The sequence below is a fragment of the Actinotalea subterranea genome, from assembly GCF_008364845.1.
Classification (GTDB): Bacteria; Actinomycetota; Actinomycetes; order Actinomycetales; family Cellulomonadaceae; genus Actinotalea; species Actinotalea subterranea.
On record NZ_VTTP01000012.1, the window covers coordinates 101,259 to 121,661 of the forward strand.

Genomic DNA, 20,403 nt, shown 5'->3' on the forward strand with positions numbered 1-20,403 from the left:
GGCGCCGTCGGGACCGAGGAGGACACATGAGCGCACAGGAGTACGTCGTGCTGCTGCACGGGGACGAGGCACCGTGGCGCGAGGCCGACGACGCCGCCCGCACGCAGGCCTACCGCGAGCACGGTGAGTTCAGCCGGCTCTGCGCCGAGCACGGCCACGAGATCGTCGGCGGCGCCGAGCTCCGGCTCAGCGAGACGTCGCTCGTCGTCCGGCGCCGTGACGCCGACGTGCTCGTCACCGAGGGGCCGTTTACCGAGACCGTCGAGCAGCTCGGGGGCTTCTACCAGGTCCGTACCGCGGACGTCGCCGACCTCGCGCGCCTGTGCGCCCTGATCATCGGCGACGGCGCGGCGGAGATCCGCCCGATCGTGACGGACGAGGACCGCGAGTCCGAGACCCCGACCGCGGCAGGCACGGCGACCCCGTGAGGTTCGTCGTCCTCATGCACGGGGATGAGGCGGTCTGGCGTGACGCGTCCACGCAGGAGCGCGCGGCGATCATCGACCAGCACACCGCCTTCGCGGCGCAGGCCCCGCAGCGGGGCTGCACCCTCGTCGGCGGGGAGGCGCTGACCGACGTCGCGGTCGCCACGATGGTGCGACGCCACGGCGACCACCTGGAGGTCACCGAGGGGCCGCTCGCCGAGTCGGTCGAGCAGCTCGGGGGCTTCTACGTGCTCGAGGCGCCCGACGTCGACGCCGTCACCGAGGCCCTGCGCGAGTTGCCCGAGCACTACGCCTTCGAGATCCGCCCGGTCCTGGACCTGGACTGACGTGGCACGCACGTCCGACGGGTCCGGCGGGGCGCACCCGGCCGAGGCGGGGCCGGCCCTGGAGCTCGCTTGGCGCGAGCACTGGGGCCGGCTCGTCGGCCTGCTCATCGGCCAGACCGCCCGGCCCGACGTCGCCGAGGACGCCGTCGCGGACGCGTTCGCCGCCGCGGCCCGCACCTGGCCGACGTCGGGCGTGCCGGCGTCACCGGGCGCGTGGCTCCTCACCGCTGCCCGACGGCGCGCGCTCGACGTGCTCCGGTCGGAGGCCGTCCGGCGGCGCAAGCAGCCCCTCATGGTCGTCGACACGGAGCTGCGCGAGCGGGCCGCCGCCACCACCGACCCCGGTTCCCACCTCGCCGACGAGCGGCTCCGGCTCGTGTTCACCTGCTGCCACCCGGCTCTCGCACCCGAGGCGCGCGTGGCGCTCACGCTGCGGTTCGTCGTCGGCCTGGACGTGGCCGACATCACCGCGCTCCTGCTGCTCCAGGAGCCGACGGCGGCCGCACGCCTGACCCGCGCGAAGAAGCGCCTCGCCGCCGCGGGCATCCCGTTCGTCACGCCGGCACCCGACCGGCTCGACGAGCGGCTCGACGTCGTCGCCGCCGTCCTCTACCTCGTCTTCACCGCCGGCTACCAGCCGGGGCCGCGCGACCGTGGGCTCCGCGTGGACCTGGGCGACGAGGCCATCCGACTCGCGCGCCTGCTCGACGAGCAGCTGCCCGGGCGCCCCGTGGTGCGCTCCCTGCTCGCGCTCATGCTGCTCCAGCACTCACGCCGGGACGCACGGCTCGACTCCGACGGCGCCCTCGTCCTCCTGCCGGAGCAGGACCGTGGGCGGTGGCACGGCGCGGAGATCGAGGCCGGCCTCGCCGTGCTGCGCGACCTCGGCCCCGCGTCGGGCCTCGCCGAGGAGTACCGCCTGCAGGCCCTGATCGCCGCCGAGCACGCGACCGCACCGACTGCCGCCGACACGCGCTGGTCGGTCGTCGCGGAGCACTACGCGGCGCTCGAGGCGCACACCGGTTCCCCCGTCGTCCGGCTCGCGCGCGCCGTCGCGGTCGCCGAGGCGTGGGGCCCGGCCGCGGGGCTCGTGCTCCTCGACGGGCTCGACGACGCGCTCCCGCACCACCACCGCCCGCCCGCTGTCCGCGGCGAGCTCCTGCTGCGGCTCGGCCGGGCCGAGGAGGCCGCGCACGAGTTCGAGCGCGCGCTCATGCTCGTGCGCAGCGACACCGAGCGCCGTCACCTCGAGGACCGCGCGGCCGCAGCAGCCCGTGCCGTCTGAGCGCCGCACGGCCCGTGGTGCCGCCAGGTCCCGCGCCGCTACTCCGCGCCGTGCTGGTCCGCGGTGCCCTCCCCCCACCACCCCGACCAGCGACGCTCGGCCTCGGCGAACCGCGCGTCGTCGAAGCCGTACGTGCTGAGCACGAACATCACCTGGCCGTTCGGCGGGGCGCTCGCGGGTGGTGTGCGCGCGACCACCAGCAGCGCGTCGTCCTCCTCGGCAACGGTGAGGCCGATCTGGAGGTCGGTCTGGAAGTACACCTCGCCGGAGAACGTCGTGCCGTCGGCCCGGCGCACCTCGTAGCCGCCGCCCACGGACTCGCCGCCGAGCTCGCGCAGCCCCAGGCGCGACAGCAGCGGGCTGTCCTCGGGGCCGAGGTCGAGCCCGTGCGCGGAGATCGTGCGGCGCGGCTGGTCCCGGTGCCGCTCGACGAGGAACCGGAGCTGCTGCGAGAACGTGATCCAGCCCTCGTCGACGGCGTCGTACACGCCGTCGAACGGGACCTCGTCGGACGCCCCGGGGATCCCGTGACCCGCGCGCAGCACCTGGAGGCTCGTGCCCTCGCCGGCGGGCGTCACCACGATGCGGTCGCCGTCGGGCCAGGAGAGCGTCCGGACGTCGTCGTCCGCGTCGGCCTGCTCGGCGAAGATCTCGCGGATCTCCGCGGCGAGCCCGTCGTAGTCCCACCCGAACCACCGGCCCACGAGTGCCGGGTCCCGCAGGGCGGACCACACCACGTCGGGCGGGGCACCCACTGGCACGTCGACCAGGACGCGTTGCTGCTCGGCCATGGATCCTCCCGTCACCTGCGTGCGCGACCCAGAGCCCCCCTCCGCCGCGATCCGAGCATGGCACCGCGTGCCCCGCCGCGCGACCAGGATCATCGGGCGCGAGACAGGGCCCCGGCCTGCGCCGGAGCAGCTCCAGCGGCGGCCGCACCACGCCCGAGCCGGCCCCGGCCTACCCCGCGACGCGCGCCACGGCGTCGTCGTCCACACCGAGGCGGACCGCCTCGCCCGCACCCGGCACGCCCGCGGGGTCCGCGCGGCTCGGTTCGACGACGGTGACCTCACCGAGTCCCTCGACGTCCACGACGAGCTCCGTCACGCCGCGACGGAACCCGGTCGAGCGCACGGTGCCGACGAGGGGACCGTCGGCCTCCCGCCGCAACGAGCCCGGGCCGAGGGCGAGCAGCGCCTCCGACGATGCGCCCACGAGCCCGCCCACGCGCGACGAGCCGCCGACGAACGCCTCGTACCCGAGGAACTCGGCCACCCGGCGCGACGCGGGCCGGTGCCAGAGCTCGGCCGGGGCGGCGACCTGCAGCAGCCGGCCCAGGTCCATCACGGCGATGCGGTCCGCGACGGCGAACGCCTCGTCGTGGTCGTGCGTGACGAACACAGCAGTCGTGCCCGTCGCGGTGAGCGCCGCACGAACGTCGCCGGCGAGCCGCTCGCGCAGCGCCCGGTCGAGCGCCGACAGCGGCTCGTCGAGCAGCAGCAGCCGGGGCCGGGGCGCGAGCGAGCGCGCGAGGGCGACACGCTGCCGCTCGCCGCCCGACAGGCTCGCGACGTCGCGCCGCTCGAACCCGTCGAGTCCCACCAGGGTGAGCAGCTCACCGACGCGCGCGCGACGCTCGGCCACCGGGACGCGCGCCATCTCGAGCCCGTACGCGACGTTGCCCGCGACGTCCCGGTGAGCGAAGAGCTGGCCGTCCTGGAACATCAGGCCGAACCCGCGCCGGTGCACGGGCGTGCCGGCCACGTCGGCGCCGTCCCAGGCGATGGTCCCGGCAGACACGGGCTCGAGGCCCGCGATCGCGCGCAGGAGGCTCGACTTGCCGCTGCCGGACGGGCCGAGGAGCGCGACGACCTCGCCCGGCGCGACGTCGAGGCTCAGCCCGTCGACGGCCGTCGCGACCGTCCCGTCGTCGTCCCGGTAGTGCACGACGACGTCACGCACCGCGAGCCCCCGACCGGTCGCTGACGTGGGGTGCGCCGACGCGCCCGGAGCAGCACCCGGTGCGACAGGTGAACCGTCGTGCGCCATCAGATCTCCACGCTCGAGCCGTGCCGCAACCGTTCGGCGAGGCTCATCACGGTCGCGGTGAGCAGCCCCAGGACGACGGACGCGGCGAGTGCCATGCCCAGATTCTCCGCGCCCGGCCGCCCGATGAGCCGGAAGATGACCACCGGCAGGGTGGGCCGCTCGGGGCGGGCGAGGAACGACGTCGCGCCGAACTCGCCGAGGCTCACCGCGAACGCGAGCCCCAGCGCCAGGCCGAGCGAGCGCGCGGCGACGGGCCAGTCGACCGTCGCGAGCACGCGCGCCGGCGAGGCTCCGAGGACGGCCGCCGCCTCGTGCAGCCGGCTGTCGACCGCGCGGAGCACGGGCAGCACGGTGCGGACCACGAGGGGCGTCGCGACCACGGCCTGGGCGATCGGGATGAGCAGCGGCGAGGAACGCAGGTCCAGGTCGAGTCCGAGCGGCCGGTGCAGCGCCACGAGGAACCCGAAGCCGACGGTGACGGCGGAGACGCCGAGCGGGAGCATGAACACCGCGTCGAGGAGGCGCACGGCCCGCCGACGCGCCCGCGCGCGGGGTCGCCGCGACACGACGAGCGCGACGAGCCCGCCGACGACGACCGCGATGACCGTCGCGTCGAGCGCGACGCGCAGGGACGTGAGGGTCGCCTCCCACACGGTGACGCTCAGGGCGTTGCGGCCCCCGGTGGTCGCGAGGTTCGCGTAGTTGTCCAGGCCCCACCCCGTCGGCGTCCGCAGCGAGCGCACGGCGACGGTCGCGAGCGGGAGCGCGAGCAGCAGCACGCCGACGGCGCCCGTCACGGCGACCGCCGCGATGTCACCGGCCCGACGGCCCGGCCCGCGCAGGGCCAGTCGCGGCGGACGGCTCGCGCGCTCGGGGGCGGTCATCTGCAGGGCCCGCTCGCGCCGGTCCCGTGCACGGCCGGCGGCGAGGAGGGCACCCGCGACCACGACGAGCTGCACCACGGACAGCACGGCGGCGGCGCGCAGGTCGAGGAACTGGGCGGTCTGCACCCAGATCTCCGTCTCGACGGTCCCGTAGCGCGTGCCGCCGAGCACGAGGACCACGCCGAACGCCGTCGCGCAGAACAGGAAGACGATGGACGCGGCGGACGCGATCGCGGGCGTCAGCGCGGGCAGCGTCACGGACGTGAACACCCGCCACGGGGGCGCGCCGAGCGCAGCGGCAGCGTCCTCGGCACGACGGTCGAGCTGCACCCAGAACGCACCCACGGTCCGGACGACCACGGAGTAGTTGAAGAACACGAGCGCGGCGACGACGCCCGCGAACGTCCCGTCCCAGCCGAGCGCGCCCAGCGGCCCCGAGTCGCTGAGCACGGACCGGAAGGCGACGCCGACGACGACGGTGGGCAGCACGAACGGCACCACGACGAGCGCCCGCACCACCCCGCGACCGCGGAACTCCCGCCGGTAGAGCAGGTGCGCACCCGGCAGGCCGAGCAGGACCGAGATCGCGGTGCCCACCGTCGCCTGGGCGAGCGTGAGGCCGATGATCCGCCACGTGCGCGGGCGGCTGAACACCTCGGTGAAGCCGGTGAGGTCGAGCGCGCCGTCGGCCACGAACCCGCGCAGCACGAGGGTGCCGACGGGCAGCGCGAAGAACACGCCCAGGAACGCGAGCGGCGCAGCGACGGCGAGCGCCCACCCGGCATGGCCGAGCAGGCGCCCGCCGCGCCCGGCGACGACGCCCGACCGCGCGGCCGCGACCGCCGTCATCCCGTCACCCCGTCACCCCGGCATCCCGTCACCTGGCCGTCCCCGTCACCCGGTCATCCCCGTCACGCGGTCACCCGACGACGGTGTCCGTCCACGCCTGGATCCAGTCGTCCCGGTTCTCGCTGATCGTCTCCGGGTCGAGCGTGTACGGCTCCTCGGGCTGCGGCGCGTACGTGGTCCACGACTCCGGCAGCGTCACACCCGAGTCGACGGGGTACACGTACATGCTCTCGGGGATGTCCGCCTGGACCTCGGGGCTGAGCAGCCAGTCGACCACCTGACGCGCACCCTCGGGGTTCGCGGCGCCCGCGAGGACGCCCGCGTACTCGACCTGACGGAAGCACGTGTCGAGCAGCGCGCCCGTCGGAGCCTCGGTGGCGCCCTCGGCGACCTCGTACGGCGGGGACGACGCGTAGCTCAGGACGAGCGGCCGGTCGCCCTCGCTCGTCGGGCCCGAGAAGTCGACGTAGTACGCGTCCGACCAGCCCGAGACGACCTTGAGCCCGTTGTCCCGGAGCGCAGCCCAGTAGTCGAGCCAGCCGTCCTCGCCGAACGCGGCGACCGTGGCGAGCGCGAACGCGAGGCCCGGCGACGACGTCGCGGGGTTCGTCACGACGAGCAGGTCCCGGTACTCGGGTGCCGTGAGGTCCTCGAGGGTCACGGGCTCGGGGATGCCGGCCTGCGCGAACCACTCGTGGTCGACGTTGATGCACACGTCGCCGACGTCGACCGCCGACAGGTGGCCCTCGTCGTCGACCGCGTACTGCTCGACGTCGTCGCTCGCGGCCGGCGACGTGTACGGCTCGAGCACGCCCTCGGCGATGGCGCGCGACGCGAACGTGTTGTCGATGCCGTAGACGACGTCGCCCAGCGGCGCGTCCTTGGTGAGGATGAGCTGGTTGACGAGGGCGCCGCCGTCGCCGGGCGCGACCGTCTCGAGGGTGAGGCCCGTGTCGGCCTCGAACTGGGCGACGAGGTCGTCGCTGAGCAGGAACGAGTCGTGCGTCACGAGGACGACGGTGCCGCCCTCCTCGCCGGGGCTCGCGGTCGCGTCCTGCCCGCCGTCGTCGGCCCCGATCGCCGAGCAGCCCGCGAGCGCGAGGCCCACCGCGACCACCGTGGCCGGTGCGGCCAGTCGCCGCCCGTGTGCCGTGCGGGCCCCGGGCGCCGCGTCCGTCGTGCTGCCGGCCCGCGGGGTCGCGGTCGTGCCGGCTGCGAGATCTCTCGCCATGTCGTCCTCCTCGTCGGTTGCAGGAGGGGGGACTCCACCCGCGCACCCACGGCGGCCCGACGAGCGGACGCGACCGTGAGCTGCACGGATGGGGTCCTGAGACGTTCCCGACTCCCTACGCCGGTACCAACCGGATCAGGTTCGAGGGTCTGCGGTCGCCCGCACTCTCAGCGCCCTGTGCCCGGCATGCCGGGCGACGCTCCCCTGTCGTTCGGACCGACCCTACCGCGATCGCCGCCAGGGTCCGGATACGCTCCGAGCATCGACCCGGGAGGGACCATGGCCGTGCTCGCACAGCTCTTCGCTGCAACCCACACCCAGGCGCTGGCCAGGGCGGACGCCCTCGACGCGGGCCGCGACCCGGGCGCCGCCGAGCCGCACGTCGGGCTCCCCGGGCTCACCGCCCTCGAGCTCGAGGTGCTCGGCGAGATCGCCGCCCGCGCGGTCCGGTTCGGCACCGGCGACCTGGAGGCCGCGGACGTCGACCTCGATCACGACCAGCTCCAGCGCATGCCCGCGTTCTGGACGGAGGTCATGGCCGAGCTCGCCGCACCCGAGGACCCGGAGGCGCCCGACGACGTCGCCCGCGCCTGGGCCGCGTCGGAGGAGATGGGCGAGCCGGACACCGACCTCCTGCCGCGGGTGCGTGCCGTCGCGGCCCTCGCCGCGCAGGCCCGGGAGGCGGGCCTCGACCTGTACGTCTGGTCCCCGGCCGACTGAGCGGCGGGCCGGCCGCGGCCGAACGCCCGCCCTGCGCACGCGTCGGCACGGCACTAGCGTGAGGGCCAGGGCGTCGACCGGCACCGCCGGGGGAACCCCCGCGGGCCGTCGCGGCCGTGGGGCGGCCCACGCAGGCGCCGCACGACGACACGACCGGAGAGGGAGGCACTCGTGGCCGACAAGAAGGAAGGCATGATCGCCAAGCTCGTCGGGCTGGGCGTGGCGCTCGCCGCCGCCTGGGCCGCGCAGCAGATCGTGACGGGGGCCTGGAAGGCCACCGTCGGCCACAAGCCCCCGAAGCCCGAGGACGAGGGTGACGCACGCTTCGGCGAGGTCGCGCTCGCCGCGGCGATCACGGGGGCCGTCGTCGCGCTCACGCGCGTGCTCGCGACCCGCGGCACCGCCAAGCTCCTCAGCTGAGCCAGTTCCTCACTGAGCCGAGTCCCTCAACTGAGCCAAGCGCTCAGCTGACCGGCCGGCCCTCCCGGCCGTCGCGGTCACCATCGGCGTCGCGGTCCCCACCGGCGTCCTGCGCCTGGCGCCCGGCGCGGTCCTCGCCGTCCTGCGCGGCAGCGAGGTCGCGTGTGAGCTCGTCCACGACGAGCATCTCCGGGCGGATCTTGCCCGTGCGGTAGCCGGCACGGGAGACCATGTGCGCCGCGACGGGCGACGTGAGCATCTGGAACAGCGCGACGAGCACGAGCATCCACACGATCGGCCCGCTCCGCAGCCGCAGCGCGAGCCCCAGGAGCATGAGGAGCAGGCCCAGGACCTGCGGCTTGGTCGCCGTGTGCATGCGTGCGAGCAGGTCGGGGAAGCGCAACAGGCCCAGTCCCGCGGTGAAGGCGAGGAACGCCCCGCCGAGGAGGCAGACGGCCGCCACGACGTCGGCGACGGTGGTCCACACGTCGCTCATCCGGCCACCTCCCCGCTCGCGGGCCCGCCGTGGTGCTCGTCGTCCGTCGCCCGCCGGTCGGCGTCGTCGGCCGCGAGACGCTCGGCCTCGAGGGCCGCGACCTCCTCGCGCGTGAGGATCCGGCCCTCGCCCTCGGGCTCCACGGCGGCGAACCGGGCGATCGTGACGGAGCCGATGAAGCCGACGAGTGCGAGCGCGACGAGGATCGGCACCGTGTCGATGCGGCGCGACCAGGCGGCCTCGAGTGCGATCGCGCCGACGATGACGCTCGTGACCACGTCGAGCGCGATGGTCCGGTCGAGCATCGTCGGGCCCTTCTCCGCCCGGATCAGCGCGAGCACGGCCGCGGCCGCGAGGAGCACGGCGCACACGAGGACGACGACGGTCATGCGCCCACCTCCGCGTCGGGGCGCGCCTGCGGTGCGCTGCGCTGATCGGTGCGCGGGGTGCGCGTGAGACCCGCGGCGGCGAGCTCGGTGTCGGACGCGAGCGCACGGAGCACCCGGGCCTCGGTGTCGAGCACGTGGCGCCGCGCGGCGTCGATGCCGTGCGCCGTGTCCACGTCGAGGACGTGCACGTAGAGCATGCCCGTGATGCGGTGCGCCTCGACGACGAGCGAGCCGGGGACCAGCGAGCAGAGCTGGGCGGTCAGCGTGAGGTAGAGGTCCGAGTGGCTCCTGAGCTGCACGGCGATGACGGCGCTGCGTGGGGGACGGCGGCGCAGGGCCAGGCCGGCGACCTGGGCGCTCGCGACCACGAGGTCCACGGCGAACCGGTAGACGAGGTACAGGAGCGCGACGGGGTGGACCCGGCCGTGGAACTCGACGCCCGGCATGCGCAGGAACCGGCCCGCGACGAGTGCGATGAGCAGGCCCGCGAGCACGTTCGCGATGCTCAGCTCGCCCCACAGGAGGACCCAGACGAGCGTGAGCCACAGCGTCGCGACGACGTGGAAGCCGAGCGTGCGGCGTCGGGGGTGCAGGGTCATCCGCCGTCACCGCCCTCGGGTGCGTCGCGCACGTCCTCGCGCGCGTCGTCGTCGCGCACGTCGCCCGAGACGTCCTCGGGCGGGTCGGTGCCCGCGCCCGCGTCCTGCGCGACGTCGGCGGACTTGCCCTGGCCGCGGGTGCCATCGGGCAGCACGGCGTTCACGTACTGGGCGGGGTCGCGGAGCGTCGCGGCGGCCCGCTCGGTGTAGCTGAACAGCGGTCCCGCGAGCACCGTGAGGCTCAGGCCCACGCCGACGAGCGCGGCGGTCGGGGCGATCATGCCGCGCGGCAGGCGAGCCTCGACCGGCACCGCCGGCCCGGCCTGCCAGAAGGCCTTGTTCCAGGCCTTGACGATCGCGTACAGCGTCAGCAGCGAGGTCAGCACGGCGCCGACGACCAACGCGTAGGCCAGCGGTGTGCCCTGCGCGACGCCCGCCTGGAGGAGTCCGGCCTTGCCGAGGAACCCGGACAGCGGCGGGATGCCCGCGAGGTTCATGGCGGGCACGAAGAAGAGGACGGCCAGGACGGGCGCGATCTTCGCGAGCCCCCCGAGGTCGTCGAGCGACGTGGAGCCGCCGCGACGCTCGATGAGCCCGACGACGAGGAACAGCGCCGTCTGCACGGTGATGTGGTGCGCGACGTAGAACACGGCGGCCGCGAGCCCGGCCTCGCTCGACATCGCGATGCCGAAGATCATGTAGCCGATGTGGCTCACGAGCGTGAACGAGACGAGCCGCTTGATGTCGTTCTGCGCGACGGCGCCCAGGATGCCCACGACCATTGTTGCCAGTGCCGCCCACATGAGCAGGTCATCCACCCGGCCGTCCGGGAACAGGAGCGTCTGGGTCCGGATGATCGCGTAGACGCCGACCTTGGTCAGCAGGCCCGCGAACACCGCGGTGACGGGTGCGGGCGCGGTCGGGTAGGAGTCGGGCAGCCACGCGGACAGCGGGAAGATCGCGGCCTTGATGCCGAACGCGAGCAGCAGCAGCACCTGGAGCACGAGCTGGACGGTCGGGTCCACCTCGGGGAGGCGCTCGGCGAGCTGCGCCAGGTTGACCGTGCCCGTCGCGGCGTACGTCAGCGCGATCGCGAGCAGGAACACGACCGAGGACACGAGCGAGACGACGACGTAGATGGTGCCGGCCCGGATGCGCTCGCCCGTGCCCCCGAGGGTGATGAGCACGTAGGACGCGGCGAGCAGGATCTCGAAGCCCACGTACAGGTTGAAGAGGTCCCCGGAGAGGAACGCGTTCGCGACGCCCGCCGTGAGCACGAGGTAGGTCGGGTGGAAGATCGCGACGGGCGTCTCGGCGTCCCCGTCCTCGACACCCTGGGCGAGCGAGTACAGCAGCACGCACAGCGTCACGGCGGCGGAGACCGTGAGCATGAGCGTCGAGAGCCGGTCCGCCACGAGGTCGATGCCGACGGGTGCGGCCCAGCCGCCCACGTCGAGGACCAGGGGGCCGTCGTCGACCGCGACCAGCAGCGCCACCGAGGACAGCAGGACCAGGGACAGCGCGACGACGCTGATCACGCCCTGCGCCTTGCCGTTGCGCCACAGCGCGAGCGCGAGGCCCGCGGCGAACAGCGGCAGCACCACGGGCAGGGGGACCAGCCAGGTGAGGTCGCTCAGGTCGAGGCCGTTCATCGTCGACCTCCCTGGTCGGCGGGACTGGCAGGCGCGGCGGGCGCGGCGGGGGCGGCAGGTTCCGCGGGCTCGGCGTCCCCGGTCTCGTCGCGCACCTCGGCGGCGTCCTCCGCGAGGGTCGACAGGACGTCGGCGTCGGCGTCCTCGAACGCGGCCTGGTCGGCGGCCGCGCGGCGTGCGGTGCGGCGGTCCTCGAGGTCGTCCTGGACCTCGTCGTGCTGGTTGAGCTGCCAGGACCGGTACGCCATGGCGAGCAGGAACGCCGTCATGCCAAGCGTGATGACGATCGCGGTGAGCACCATCGCCTGGGGCAGCGGGTCGCTCATCTCGCTCTCCTCGGTCTGCCCGATGATCGGGGCCCCGCCCGCGGCGCCGCCCGCGACGAGGAAGAGGAGGTTGATGCCGTTCCCGAGGAAGATCACGCCGAGGAGCACGCGGGACAGCGAGCGCTCGAGCAGCAGGTAGACGCCCACGGCGACGAGCGCGACGACCACGAGGACGAGCGTGACGCTCGGCGACATGTCGATCATCGGGCCACCGTCCCCTCGATCTCGGTGGGGATCTCGCCGGCCGCGATGCGCGCCTCGCGGCTGCCAGGTGCGGGCGGCTCGACGATCAGCTCGCCCTCGGGGTCGTCGAGGGCCCCCTCTTCTCCGTGCCGGTCGATCTCCGCGCCGAGGCTGCGCAGGATGTCCAGCACCAGGCCGATGACCACGAGGAACACGCCGACGTCGAAGAAGAGGGACGTCACAAGCTTGATGTCGCCGAGCACGGGCAGGGCGAACTCGATGATCACGCTCTGCAGCACGGACCCGCCCGCGAGGATCGCGACGAGGCCCACGCCGGCCGAGAGGAACAGGCCCGAGCCGAGCAGGATGCCGGGGTGCACGGGCGCCGCCTCGCCGAGCTCGTAGCGGCCGCCCGCGAGGTAGCGGACGATGAGCGCGATGCCGACGACGAGGCCCGCCGCGAACCCGCCGCCGGGTGCGTTGTGGCCCGAGAAGAGCAGGAACACGGCGAAGACGATCACGGAGTGGAACAGGAGCCGCGTCGCGATCTCGAAGATGACCGAGCGTCGTTGGGGGGCGAGCGTGTGGCCGCCCCGGAGCCACTCGCGCTGGCGGCCGGCGCCCCCGGGTGCCGCACCGTCCGCGTGCCCGGCGGCGGCTACCGCACGGCGACGCAGCACGGCCATGGGGTCGGCGGCCTGCCCCCAGACGACGCCGCGGCGGTCCGCGTCGCTCGCGCGGAGCGGGTCGCCGCTGCGCCGCACGAGGAAGATGAGCGACGCGACGCCCGTGGCCGCGACGAGCAGCACCGAGATCTCGCCCATCGTGTCCCAGGCGCGGATGTCGACGAGCGTGACGTTGACGATGTTCTTGCCGCCGCCGAAGACGTACGCCTCCTCGGGGAAGTCGACCGAGACGGGCACGTGCACGCGCGCGCCGGGGACGATCAGTGCGAGGGCGCCGACGGTCAGGCCCACGGCGAGCGCCACGGCGAGGCGGACCCAGCGGCTCGCGGCGAGGGGCCGCACCGAGAAGTACGCGGGTAGGCGCCGCAGCACTAGCACGAAGACGACGAGCGTGATGGTCTCGACGAGCACCTGCGTGAGCGCGAGGTCGGGCGCCCCGTGGAGCAGGAAGAGCGCGGAGACGGCGTAACCGCTGATGCCGGCCAGGATCACGGCCTTGAGCCGGCGGCGCGCGCGGGCCGCGAGGACGGCCGAGGCGACGCACAGCACCCCGGCCACGGCCTGGACGGGCGTGTCCCAGGCGCGCACCTCGCCCACACCCAGGCCGGGCCCGCTCAGCAGGGCGCCTCCCACCAGGGCGACGAGCACCATGAGGATCGTGCCCAGGTAGAGGGGCAGGGAGCCACGCTGCGTGATCGCGGTGACGTCCGCCGCGACGTCGTCGAGGCGGCGCATGGTGCGCCGGTAGAGGGTGTCGGCGTCGAGCGGGAACGAGGCCCGGGCCTGCGTGCGCTCGACCCACCCGCGCGCCGCGAACAGCAGCGCACCCGTGGCCAGGACCAGGAGCGTCAGGCCCAGAGCGGGCGTCAGGCCGGCCCACAGCACGAGGTGCCCGGGGTCTCCCGGGTACGTGGACGCGTGCGGGCTGAGCAGGTCCTCCCCGAGGTGCGGCAGGAGCGCGGCGGCCAGGCCGAGGACCGCGAGGACCGCCGCGGGCCCGACGAGCACGAGCGACGGGCGCGTGATGGTCACCGGGGCGTCGGCCGGCTCGGCCGTCACGGTCTTGTCGGCGAAGGCGCCCCACCAGAAGCGCAGCCCGTAGGCGACGGTGAGCGCGGAGCCGAGGACCATCGCGACGAGGACGGCGAGGCCGACGGGCGTCCCGGCGTCGTGCAGCAGCGCCTCGAGCGCCGCCTCCTTCGCGACGTACCCCGCGAACGGCGGCAGGCCGATCATCGACGCGGTCGCGAGGCCGCCGACGACGGCGGTCACCGGGAGCGCACGCCCCACCCCCGTGAGGCGTCGCAGGTCACGCGTGCCGGTCGCGGCGTCGACCACACCGACCGTGAGGAACAGCGCGGCCTTGAACATCGCGTGCGCACCGAGCATCGCGAGGCCCGCGAGCGCCGCCGCCTGCGACGAGAGCCCGACGAGCAGCACGAGCAGGCCCAGCTGGCTCACGGTGCCGAACGCGAGCACCAGCTTGAGGTCGTGCTGCCGCAGCGCCCGGTACCCGCCGTGCACGAGGGTCCAGCAGCCCAGCGGGAGCAGCACCGCACGCCACACGCCCATCTCCGCGTACCCGGGCGCGAAGCGCGCCACGAGGTAGACGCCCGCCTTGACCATCGCCGCGGCGTGCAGGTACGCCGAGACCGGGGTGGGCGCCGCCATCGCGGACGGGAGCCAGTAGTGCAGCGGCACGAGCGCCGACTTGCTGACCGCACCGACCAGGAGCAGCACGACGGCGACGGGCACCGTCGACCCGGCGGGTGGTGCGGCCACGACCGCCGAGATCCGGTAGGTGCCGGCGGCGGTTCCGAGCAGCACGATGCCGACGAGCATCGCGAGGCCGCCCGCGGTCGTCACGATGATCGCCTGCATCGCGGCCCGCCGGGACGCCTTGCGGTCCGCGTAGTGGCCGATCAGCAGGTAGGAGAAGACGGTCGTGAGCTCCCAGAACACGTACAGGAGCAGCATGTCGTCCGTCGTGACGAGGCCGAGCATCGCGCCCGCGAACGCCACGAGCACGCCACCGAACCGGCCGAGCCCGCCCGCGCGCGTCGAGAAGTACGCGGAGGAGTACACGAGGACCAGCGCGCCGACGCCGCCGACGAGCAGCACCATCAGCCAGGACAGGGTGTCGAGCCGGAACGCGAGCGCCATGCCCAGGTGCGGCACCCACTCCACGACCTGGACGGGTCCGTCGCCCGCCATGACCTCGCCGGTCTTGGTCAACGCCCAGACCGCCGCCGACGCGGGGGCCAGCGCGAGCACGAGGAACGCGCGACGACCGAGCCAGGACACCAGGACGGGCGCGCCGAGGGCCACCAGGAGGTGAACGACGAGCAGCAGCAGCAGCACGTCCGGCTCCGTCCGGTCGAGGGCGGGTGGTCGGTCGGTCGTCCCGGGTGCGAGCCCGCACGGATGCGCACGGGTCCGTACCCGTGCGCACGTACGGACGAGCCCCGAGGAGGGGCCGTCACGGCCGGGCATGTTGTCAACGGCGGGCGGCGGAGCGGAGGCCCCACCTGCCCTGCGCACCGCGAGGGGCGCGTTGAGCGTTCGTCACAGTCTACCGGGCGCTCCCCGCAGGTCCGGTGGTCGCGTCGGCGCGACCGGCTAGCGTGACGGCGTGCAGCCCCTGCAGATCGTCGCCGTCGTGCTCGCCGTCCTCGCCACCGTGGTCGGCGTCTGGGCCTTCACGCAGGGCATCCGGGCGATCGTCCGGACCGTGGCTGTGGGTGGACCGGCGCCGGACCGCGTGCGCCAGGTCGGCCGGCGCACGTGGCTCGCGCTGGGCCTGCTCGTGGGGCACGGACGCTTCCAGCACCGGCCCTTCGTCAAGGTCGCGCACTGGGTCGTGATGGTCAGCTTCCCGGTCCTCATCCTCACGCTCGTCTCCGCGTACGCCCAGCTCCTCGACCCGCACTTCGTGCTGCCCCTCGTGGGCCGCTGGGCGCCGCTCGAGTGGCTGACCGAGGGCTTCGCGTGGCTCTCGTTCGCGGGGATCGTCCTGCTCATCGGCGTCCGGCAGCGCGCCCACCCGCGCCGGGGGTCCGCGGCCCGGGGGCGCCCGTCCGCCGCGCGGCCCACGCCGGAGGGGCCGGTGGGCGCCGAGGGTGAGCGCGCGTCGCGGTTCTACGGCTCGAACTTCGCGCAGGCGTACTTCGTCGAGGCGATCGTCGCGGGCGTCGTCGTCGCGGTCCTGCTCCTGCGCGGGCTCGAGTACGCGCTGGCCCGCAACGCGACCTGGTTCGCGTTCGCGCCGCTCAACGGCGAGTCGTACGACGCCGGGGTCGCGACCCTGTGGCACTTCCCGCTGACCGCGTGGTTCGGCCAGTGGTTCGCCGCGTGGCCGGTCGAGCGCATCGAGACCGCGATCGTGGTCGTCGCGCTCGTGAAGATCCTCACGTCGATGCTGTGGATGTACGTCGTCGGGCAGCGCCCTGCCATGGGCGTGTCCTGGCACCGGTTCCTCGCGATCGTCAACGTGTGGGCCAGGCGCGAGGTCGACGGGCGCCCCGCGCTCGGCCCGGTGCCACCCGTGCGGGCCGGCGGCGCACCCGTGGACTTCGAGCGCATCGACGAGCTGCCCGACGACGCGCGGCTCGGCGTCGGGCGCATCGAGGACTTCACGTGGAAGGGGCTGCTCGACTTCTCCACGTGCACCGAGTGCGGACGCTGCCAGGAGCAGTGCCCCGCCTGGAACACCGGCAAGCCCCTGTCCCCCAAGCTCATGGTCCTCGCGCTGCGCGACCACGCCTACGCGAGCGCGCCCTACCTGCAGGCCGCACCCAACGCGTCGACCGAGCCCGCCGGGCACACCTCGACGACGGGCCACGCGCCCCTGCTCGGCGGTCCCGGGGCCCCCTCCGCGCACGCCGACCTCGACGTGCTCTCGCTCGTGGGCGACGTCGTCGACCCGCAGGCGCTCTGGGACTGCACCATGTGCGGAGCGTGCGTCCAGCAGTGCCCCGTGGACATCGAGCACGTCGACCACATCATCGACATGCGCCGCAACCAGGTGCTCATGGAGTCGGCGTTCCCCCACGAGCTCGGCCCCATGTTCACCAAGCTCGAAAAGCAGGCGAACCCGTGGGGCCTGCCCGCCCGCGCGCGGCTCGACTGGGCGAAGGGCCTGCCGTTCGAGATCCCCGTGGTCGGGGGCGACCTCGAGGACGCGTCGGGCGTCGACTACCTGTTCTGGGTCGGCTGCGCGGGCGCCTACGAGGATCGGGCCAAGCGCACGACGCGCGCCGTCGCAGAGCTGCTGCACATCGCGGGCGTCTCCTTCGCGGTGCTCGGCAACGGCGAGTCCTGCACCGGCGACCCCGCACGGCGTGCCGGCAACGAGTTCCTCTTCCAGACCCTCGCCCAGGGCAACGTCGAGACGCTCGACGCCGCGGCCGCCAAGCGGATCGTTGTCACGTGCGCGCACTGCTTCAACACGATCAGCCGCGAGTACCCGCAGCTCGGTGGCCGGTACGACGTGGTCCACCACACCGAGCTGCTCGACGCCCTCGTGCGCGACGGCCGGCTCGTCCCGACCGAGCGGCCCGCCGGGGCGGCCGGGAGCGGCGACGGGGCGGTTGGTGGGGCCGGCGACGGGACCGGTGGCGCCGGAGCGGCGGGTGCTGCGGGCGACGGCTCAGGGGTCGGCGACGCCGCGACGATCACGTACCACGACCCGTGCTACCTCGGCCGGCACAACGAGATCTACACGCCCCCGCGCGAGCTCATCGGCGCGCTGCCCGGCGTCACCCTCGCTGAGATGCCGCGCACCAAGGAGCGGTCCTTCTGCTGCGGCGGCGGGGGCGCCCGCGTGTGGATGGAGGAGACGACGGGGACGCGCATCTCGACCGACCGTGCGGCGGAGGCCATCGCGACCGGCGCCGGGACCATCGCGACGGCGTGCCCGTTCTGCACGGTGATGCTCACCGACGGCGTCGCGGCGGTGGCCTCGGCGGAGGCGGACGCCGACGGCGTCACTGGCGCTGGTGGCGGTGGTGGTGGCGGCTCGCACCCGACGCCGGTGCCCGCGGCGCAGGTCGTCGACGTCGCACAGCTGCTCCTCGACGCGGTTCGCCCGCGCCCCTGAGCGGGTGGCGCGCCTGCGCCCCTGAGCGGGCGGTGCGCCCGCGCCCCTGACCGGGCGATGCGCCTGCGCCCCTGACCGGGCGATGCGGCGCCTGGTCCCGTGGGGCGGGGCAGTGCTGTCCGCCTGATCCAGGTGCGACGGGTGGTTACAGGTCCGCGGGGTCGACCACGAAGTCCATGAGGTCGGTGATCTCGCCGCCGACAGCCTTGTGCACGGCCCGCGTCAGGGCGATGACCAGGGGCGTCGCGCGCCCGCGGGCCACCCGGTGCTCGAGGGACGGTCGCTCCGCCTCGCGGTCGGCGAGGTCCGGCGGCTCCCACCGGACCCGGTAGGCGACCGCGCCGCGCGCGGCCCAGGGCACGCTCTCGATCACGGGCGGCGGTCGCGTCTCGCCGGACACCTCGAGTGCGACCATCCCGTCGAGCTCGAGGTCGGCGAGCGCCCCGTACCCGCGCATCGGCTCAGGGTTCGTCAGGGCGGCGACGTCGTACTCCTCCGCGGCCGCGTGCAGGCTGCGGCGCTGCTCGGGCGTGAGCACCTCCGCGCCGCGTACCGGGCGCTCGCCAACGCCTCGGGGTGGCCCGTTCCACAGCGGCTTGGGCAGGTTGAGGTAGGCGCGCGGCAGCGCCTGGCGCATGACGGTGAGCGTCGCCTCGGGCTCGAGCCAGATGTCCGTCCACACGGTCAGGTCGACGGCGGCCGCCGGGTCGGGCACCAGGAGCGTGGCCGGCGACCCACCGGCGGCGGTGGTCCGGACGGCGCCGCCGAGCCGACGTGCGGCGGCGATCAGCCACGCGACGGTGCGTTCCTCGTCGCGCACGGGCAGGCCTGCGGGGAAGGCGCGGCGCAGCCCGTCGCGGTCGCCGCCGCCCGGCCACGGCTTGTCGCCGCGCTCGACGGGGGCGTGCACCACGTACGCGATACCGGCCGACGGCGGGACACCGAGCATCCCGGTGGCGACACGGTCGAGCGTGAACGGGCCGACGAGCGTGCTGTGGCGAGACAGGCGCAGCACGCCAGGCGCGGCCGTCAGGGCACGCAGCGCACGCGCACCTCCGGAGGGACGGGGGGCCGCGGAGCTGGGCTGCACCTCCCACGCCGCGCGGGCGAAGCGGCTGAGCGCGAGGGTCTCGACCTCCTCGTGGCCCACGTCGGCGGGAAGCACGAGGAGGTGGTGCCCGGTCGCGTCGCTGGAGGCCGGGTCGAGGGCGGGAAGAGCCATGGGGGCGAGCCTAGGTCGGTCGTGTTGCGCGGATGCTTCGCAGGCGTTGCCCGACGCCGGGTGCGGCCGGGCAGGTGGGGTCAGACCTGCGTGCGGTGGAAGTTCTGGAACGAGCGGGACGCCGTCGGGCCGCGCTGCCCCTGGTAGCGGGAGCCCTGCGCGCCGGAGCCGTACGGGTTCTCCGAGGGCGACGAGAGCCGGAAGAAGCACATCTGGCCGATCTTCATGCCGGGCCAGAGCTTGATCGGCAGCGTCGCCACGTTGGAGAGCTCGAGCGTCACGTGACCCGTGAATCCGGGGTCGATGAAGCCCGCCGTCGAGTGCGTGAGCAGGCCGAGCCGGCCCAGCGACGACTTCCCCTCGAGACGTGCCGCGACGTCGTCGGGCAGGCTGACCGACTCGTAGGTGGAGCCGAGCACGAACTCGCCGGGGTGGAGCACGAACGCCTCGTCGGGCTCGACCTCCACGAGGCGGGTCAGCTCCGGCTGGTCCTCCGCGGGGTCGATCACCGCGTACTTGTGGTTGTCGAACAGGCGGAACAGGCGGTCGAGCCGCACGTCGATGCTCGACGGCTGGATCATCGCCGGGTCGTAGGGCTCCAGGGTGATCCGCTGGGAGTCGAGCTCGGCCCGGATGTCACGGTCGGAGAGCAGCACGGCCACACGCTAGCGGTTGTTCCCGTGAGGCGTGCCGGGTCGGGCGGTCGGGCGGTGCTGGGGCGGGGGTCAGCAGGTGTGGGTGGTGCAGGTGTCTTGGACGAGGTGGGTGGGGGCTTCGACGGTGGTGATCGGAGCCGAGGTCGTGGTGGTGGTGGCGGTGCCGTTGATGGTGTGCCAGGTGGGGTCGTCGGCCAGGGTGTAGCGGCCGGTGTAGGTGGTGGTCAGGGTGATGGTCCAGGTCCCGACCCGGGTGTAGGGGTGGGTGACGTCGTGGTCGGGGTAGGGGTGACCGGGGCTGGTGGTGGTGATGGTGGTGCCGTCGCCGAAGTCCCACGTGTAGGAGGTAGGTGTGGCTTCGACCTGGACCGGTGTGCCGAGGAGGTCGGTGGTCAGGGTCTGGGCGGGGGCCTGGGTGTAGGCGATCGCGGGCATCGTGACCAGGTGCTCACCCGTGGCGGGCTGCACCGCGAGGGCTGGTGGGGCCAGGGGTAGGCGGCGGAAGTCCTCCGCGGTGAAGACCGGGGTGTAGTCGGCGGGGCAGGTCCAGCCCATCACGTTGCGCCACGGCCCCCACGCCGTCGTCGCGGTGGTGCGTTCGCGCATCCACAACGGTTGGACGGGTTCCTCACCCTCACAGCCGGGCAGGGCACTGAACTCCGCCGGCGAAGACACCGGCAAGCACACACCGGTGCCCGCCTCCGTTCCGACCGCTGACGGATCACAGTCCGCCATCCGTTTGAACTCCGTCAGCCGTGCCTCGGGAGCGCTCGCCGTTGACGCCGCTTCCTCGTGTGCCCACTGGCGACCGTTCAGGTAGTACGCGTTGGCGTTCGCCTCGGCCTCGAACTCGTCGATCGCACCGCTGCCGGCGAGCGTGGCCGTC

Annotated in this window: 19 protein-coding genes and 1 riboswitch; of the genes, 6 read left to right on the forward strand and 13 right to left on the reverse strand. The window is 74.3% G+C overall.

What is annotated here, in order from left to right; translation table 11 throughout:
• The first annotated feature begins 26 nt into the window (after nt 1-26).
• The 3 genes from FZ988_RS16525 to FZ988_RS16535 are packed head-to-tail and all read left to right on the forward strand — an operon-like array spanning nt 27 to nt 2,057.
• Nucleotides 27-428, forward strand: coding sequence for a YciI family protein (locus FZ988_RS16525; RefSeq protein ID WP_149205137.1), 402 nt, complete (start codon nt 27-29; stop codon nt 426-428).
• Nucleotides 425-772, forward strand: coding sequence for a YciI family protein (locus tag FZ988_RS16530; protein WP_149205138.1), 348 nt, complete (start codon nt 425-427; stop codon nt 770-772). Before FZ988_RS16525 ends, FZ988_RS16530 begins: the two co-directional genes overlap by 4 nt.
• 1 nt (nt 773) lies before the next feature.
• Nucleotides 774-2,057, forward strand: a complete 1,284-nt coding sequence (locus FZ988_RS16535) for an RNA polymerase sigma factor (protein ID WP_149205139.1) — start codon at nt 774-776, stop codon at nt 2,055-2,057.
• Nucleotides 2,058-2,095: 38 nt separating this feature from the next.
• Here the strand turns inward: FZ988_RS16535 and FZ988_RS16540 are convergent, their stop codons facing one another.
• The 4 genes from FZ988_RS16540 to FZ988_RS16555 all read right to left on the reverse strand — a co-directional run bounded on the left by FZ988_RS16540 (nt 2,096) and on the right by FZ988_RS16555 (nt 7,070).
• Nucleotides 2,096-2,848: an SRPBCC family protein gene (locus tag FZ988_RS16540; RefSeq protein WP_149205140.1), complete on the reverse strand. Its 753-nt coding sequence runs from the start codon at nt 2,846-2,848 to the stop codon at nt 2,096-2,098.
• A gap of 169 nt (nt 2,849-3,017) precedes the next feature.
• A complete protein-coding gene (locus FZ988_RS16545) occupies nt 3,018-4,106 on the reverse strand; it encodes an ABC transporter ATP-binding protein (protein WP_149205141.1) in 1,089 nt (362 codons plus the stop codon).
• Nucleotides 4,106-5,839, reverse strand: coding sequence for an ABC transporter permease (locus FZ988_RS16550; protein ID WP_149205142.1), 1,734 nt, complete (start codon nt 5,837-5,839; stop codon nt 4,106-4,108). Before FZ988_RS16550 ends, FZ988_RS16545 begins: the two co-directional genes overlap by 1 nt.
• 70 nt (nt 5,840-5,909) lie before the next feature.
• Nucleotides 5,910-7,070 (reverse strand): thiamine ABC transporter substrate-binding protein, encoded by a 1,161-nt coding sequence (locus tag FZ988_RS16555; protein WP_149205143.1) that lies wholly within the window; start codon nt 7,068-7,070, stop codon nt 5,910-5,912.
• Nucleotides 7,071-7,165: 95 nt separating this feature from the next.
• A riboswitch (TPP riboswitch) is annotated at nt 7,166-7,286 on the reverse strand.
• Between the two features lie 63 nt (nt 7,287-7,349).
• Between FZ988_RS16555 and FZ988_RS16560 the strand changes: the two genes are divergently transcribed.
• Together FZ988_RS16560 and FZ988_RS16565 are read left to right on the forward strand one after the other, a co-directional pair.
• Nucleotides 7,350-7,790, forward strand: a complete 441-nt coding sequence (locus tag FZ988_RS16560) for a hypothetical protein (RefSeq protein ID WP_149205144.1) — start codon at nt 7,350-7,352, stop codon at nt 7,788-7,790.
• Between the two features lie 171 nt (nt 7,791-7,961).
• Entirely contained in the window at nt 7,962-8,210 is a 249-nt protein-coding gene (locus tag FZ988_RS16565) for a DUF4235 domain-containing protein (RefSeq protein WP_149205145.1), read from the forward strand.
• A gap of 43 nt (nt 8,211-8,253) precedes the next feature.
• Here FZ988_RS16565 and mnhG read toward each other — a convergent pair whose 3' ends face one another.
• From mnhG to FZ988_RS16595, 6 genes are read right to left on the reverse strand one after another with little or no spacing between them, the layout of a single operon-like run.
• Nucleotides 8,254-8,706 carry a monovalent cation/H(+) antiporter subunit G gene (gene mnhG, locus FZ988_RS16570; RefSeq protein ID WP_149205146.1) on the reverse strand — a complete coding sequence of 151 codons (453 nt, stop codon included), beginning with the start codon at nt 8,704-8,706 and terminating at the stop codon, nt 8,254-8,256.
• Nucleotides 8,703-9,095, reverse strand: a complete 393-nt coding sequence (locus tag FZ988_RS16575; RefSeq protein WP_149205147.1) for an MrpF/PhaF family protein — start codon at nt 9,093-9,095, stop codon at nt 8,703-8,705. Before FZ988_RS16575 ends, mnhG begins: the two co-directional genes overlap by 4 nt.
• Nucleotides 9,092-9,694 (reverse strand): Na+/H+ antiporter subunit E, encoded by a 603-nt coding sequence (locus tag FZ988_RS16580; RefSeq protein WP_149205148.1) that lies wholly within the window; start codon nt 9,692-9,694, stop codon nt 9,092-9,094. Before FZ988_RS16580 ends, FZ988_RS16575 begins: the two co-directional genes overlap by 4 nt.
• On the reverse strand, nt 9,691-11,346 hold the full coding sequence (locus FZ988_RS16585) for a Na+/H+ antiporter subunit D (protein WP_149205149.1): 1,656 nt from the start codon (nt 11,344-11,346) through the stop codon (nt 9,691-9,693). The genes FZ988_RS16580 and FZ988_RS16585 overlap by 4 nt, the downstream gene beginning before the upstream one ends.
• Nucleotides 11,343-11,876, reverse strand: a complete 534-nt coding sequence (locus tag FZ988_RS16590) for a Na(+)/H(+) antiporter subunit C (RefSeq protein ID WP_188079153.1) — start codon at nt 11,874-11,876, stop codon at nt 11,343-11,345. Before FZ988_RS16590 ends, FZ988_RS16585 begins: the two co-directional genes overlap by 4 nt.
• The gene (locus tag FZ988_RS16595) at nt 11,873-14,899 is read right to left on the reverse strand and encodes a Na+/H+ antiporter subunit A (protein WP_149205170.1); all 3,027 of its coding nucleotides are present in this window, start codon (nt 14,897-14,899) and stop codon (nt 11,873-11,875) included. Before FZ988_RS16595 ends, FZ988_RS16590 begins: the two co-directional genes overlap by 4 nt.
• A 274-nt stretch (nt 14,900-15,173) precedes the next feature.
• Here FZ988_RS16595 and FZ988_RS16600 point away from each other — a divergent pair, with 274 nt between their 5' ends.
• Nucleotides 15,174-17,639 carry a (Fe-S)-binding protein gene (locus FZ988_RS16600; RefSeq protein ID WP_149205150.1) on the forward strand — a complete coding sequence of 822 codons (2,466 nt, stop codon included), beginning with the start codon at nt 15,174-15,176 and terminating at the stop codon, nt 17,637-17,639.
• 145 nt (nt 17,640-17,784) lie between these two features.
• Here FZ988_RS16600 and FZ988_RS16605 read toward each other — a convergent pair whose 3' ends face one another.
• From FZ988_RS16605 to FZ988_RS16615, 3 genes are all read right to left on the reverse strand, one after another.
• Nucleotides 17,785-18,861 (reverse strand): hypothetical protein, encoded by a 1,077-nt coding sequence (locus FZ988_RS16605; protein ID WP_149205151.1) that lies wholly within the window; start codon nt 18,859-18,861, stop codon nt 17,785-17,787.
• Nucleotides 18,862-18,941: 80 nt separating this feature from the next.
• Nucleotides 18,942-19,517, reverse strand: a complete 576-nt coding sequence (gene dcd / locus FZ988_RS16610; RefSeq protein WP_149205152.1) for a dCTP deaminase — start codon at nt 19,515-19,517, stop codon at nt 18,942-18,944.
• A gap of 69 nt (nt 19,518-19,586) precedes the next feature.
• A complete protein-coding gene (locus tag FZ988_RS16615) occupies nt 19,587-20,123 on the reverse strand; it encodes a PKD domain-containing protein (protein WP_223145171.1) in 537 nt (178 codons plus the stop codon).
• Nucleotides 20,124-20,403: the final 280 nt, after the last annotated feature.

Coding starts and splice junctions, on each gene's coding strand:
- FZ988_RS16545 (WP_149205141.1), bottom strand. CDS start 4,106: ATGGCGCACGACGGTTCACCTGTCGCACCGGGTGCTGCTCCGGGCGCG.
- mnhG (WP_149205146.1), bottom strand. CDS start 8,706: ATGAGCGACGTGTGGACCACCGTCGCCGACGTCGTGGCGGCCGTCTGC.
- FZ988_RS16590 (WP_188079153.1), bottom strand. CDS start 11,876: ATGATCGACATGTCGCCGAGCGTCACGCTCGTCCTCGTGGTCGTCGCG.
- FZ988_RS16575 (WP_149205147.1), bottom strand. CDS start 9,095: ATGACCGTCGTCGTCCTCGTGTGCGCCGTGCTCCTCGCGGCCGCGGCC.
- FZ988_RS16550 (WP_149205142.1), bottom strand. CDS start 5,839: ATGACGGCGGTCGCGGCCGCGCGGTCGGGCGTCGTCGCCGGGCGCGGC.
- FZ988_RS16540 (WP_149205140.1), bottom strand. CDS start 2,848: ATGGCCGAGCAGCAACGCGTCCTGGTCGACGTGCCAGTGGGTGCCCCG.
- FZ988_RS16555 (WP_149205143.1), bottom strand. CDS start 7,070: ATGGCGAGAGATCTCGCAGCCGGCACGACCGCGACCCCGCGGGCCGGC.
- FZ988_RS16585 (WP_149205149.1), bottom strand. CDS start 11,346: ATGAACGGCCTCGACCTGAGCGACCTCACCTGGCTGGTCCCCCTGCCC.
- FZ988_RS16605 (WP_149205151.1), bottom strand. CDS start 18,861: ATGGCTCTTCCCGCCCTCGACCCGGCCTCCAGCGACGCGACCGGGCAC.
- FZ988_RS16615 (WP_223145171.1), bottom strand. CDS start 20,123: ATGCGCGAACGCACCACCGCGACGACGGCGTGGGGGCCGTGGCGCAAC.
- FZ988_RS16560 (WP_149205144.1), top strand. CDS start 7,350: ATGGCCGTGCTCGCACAGCTCTTCGCTGCAACCCACACCCAGGCGCTG.
- FZ988_RS16525 (WP_149205137.1), top strand. CDS start 27: ATGAGCGCACAGGAGTACGTCGTGCTGCTGCACGGGGACGAGGCACCG.
- FZ988_RS16580 (WP_149205148.1), bottom strand. CDS start 9,694: ATGACCCTGCACCCCCGACGCCGCACGCTCGGCTTCCACGTCGTCGCG.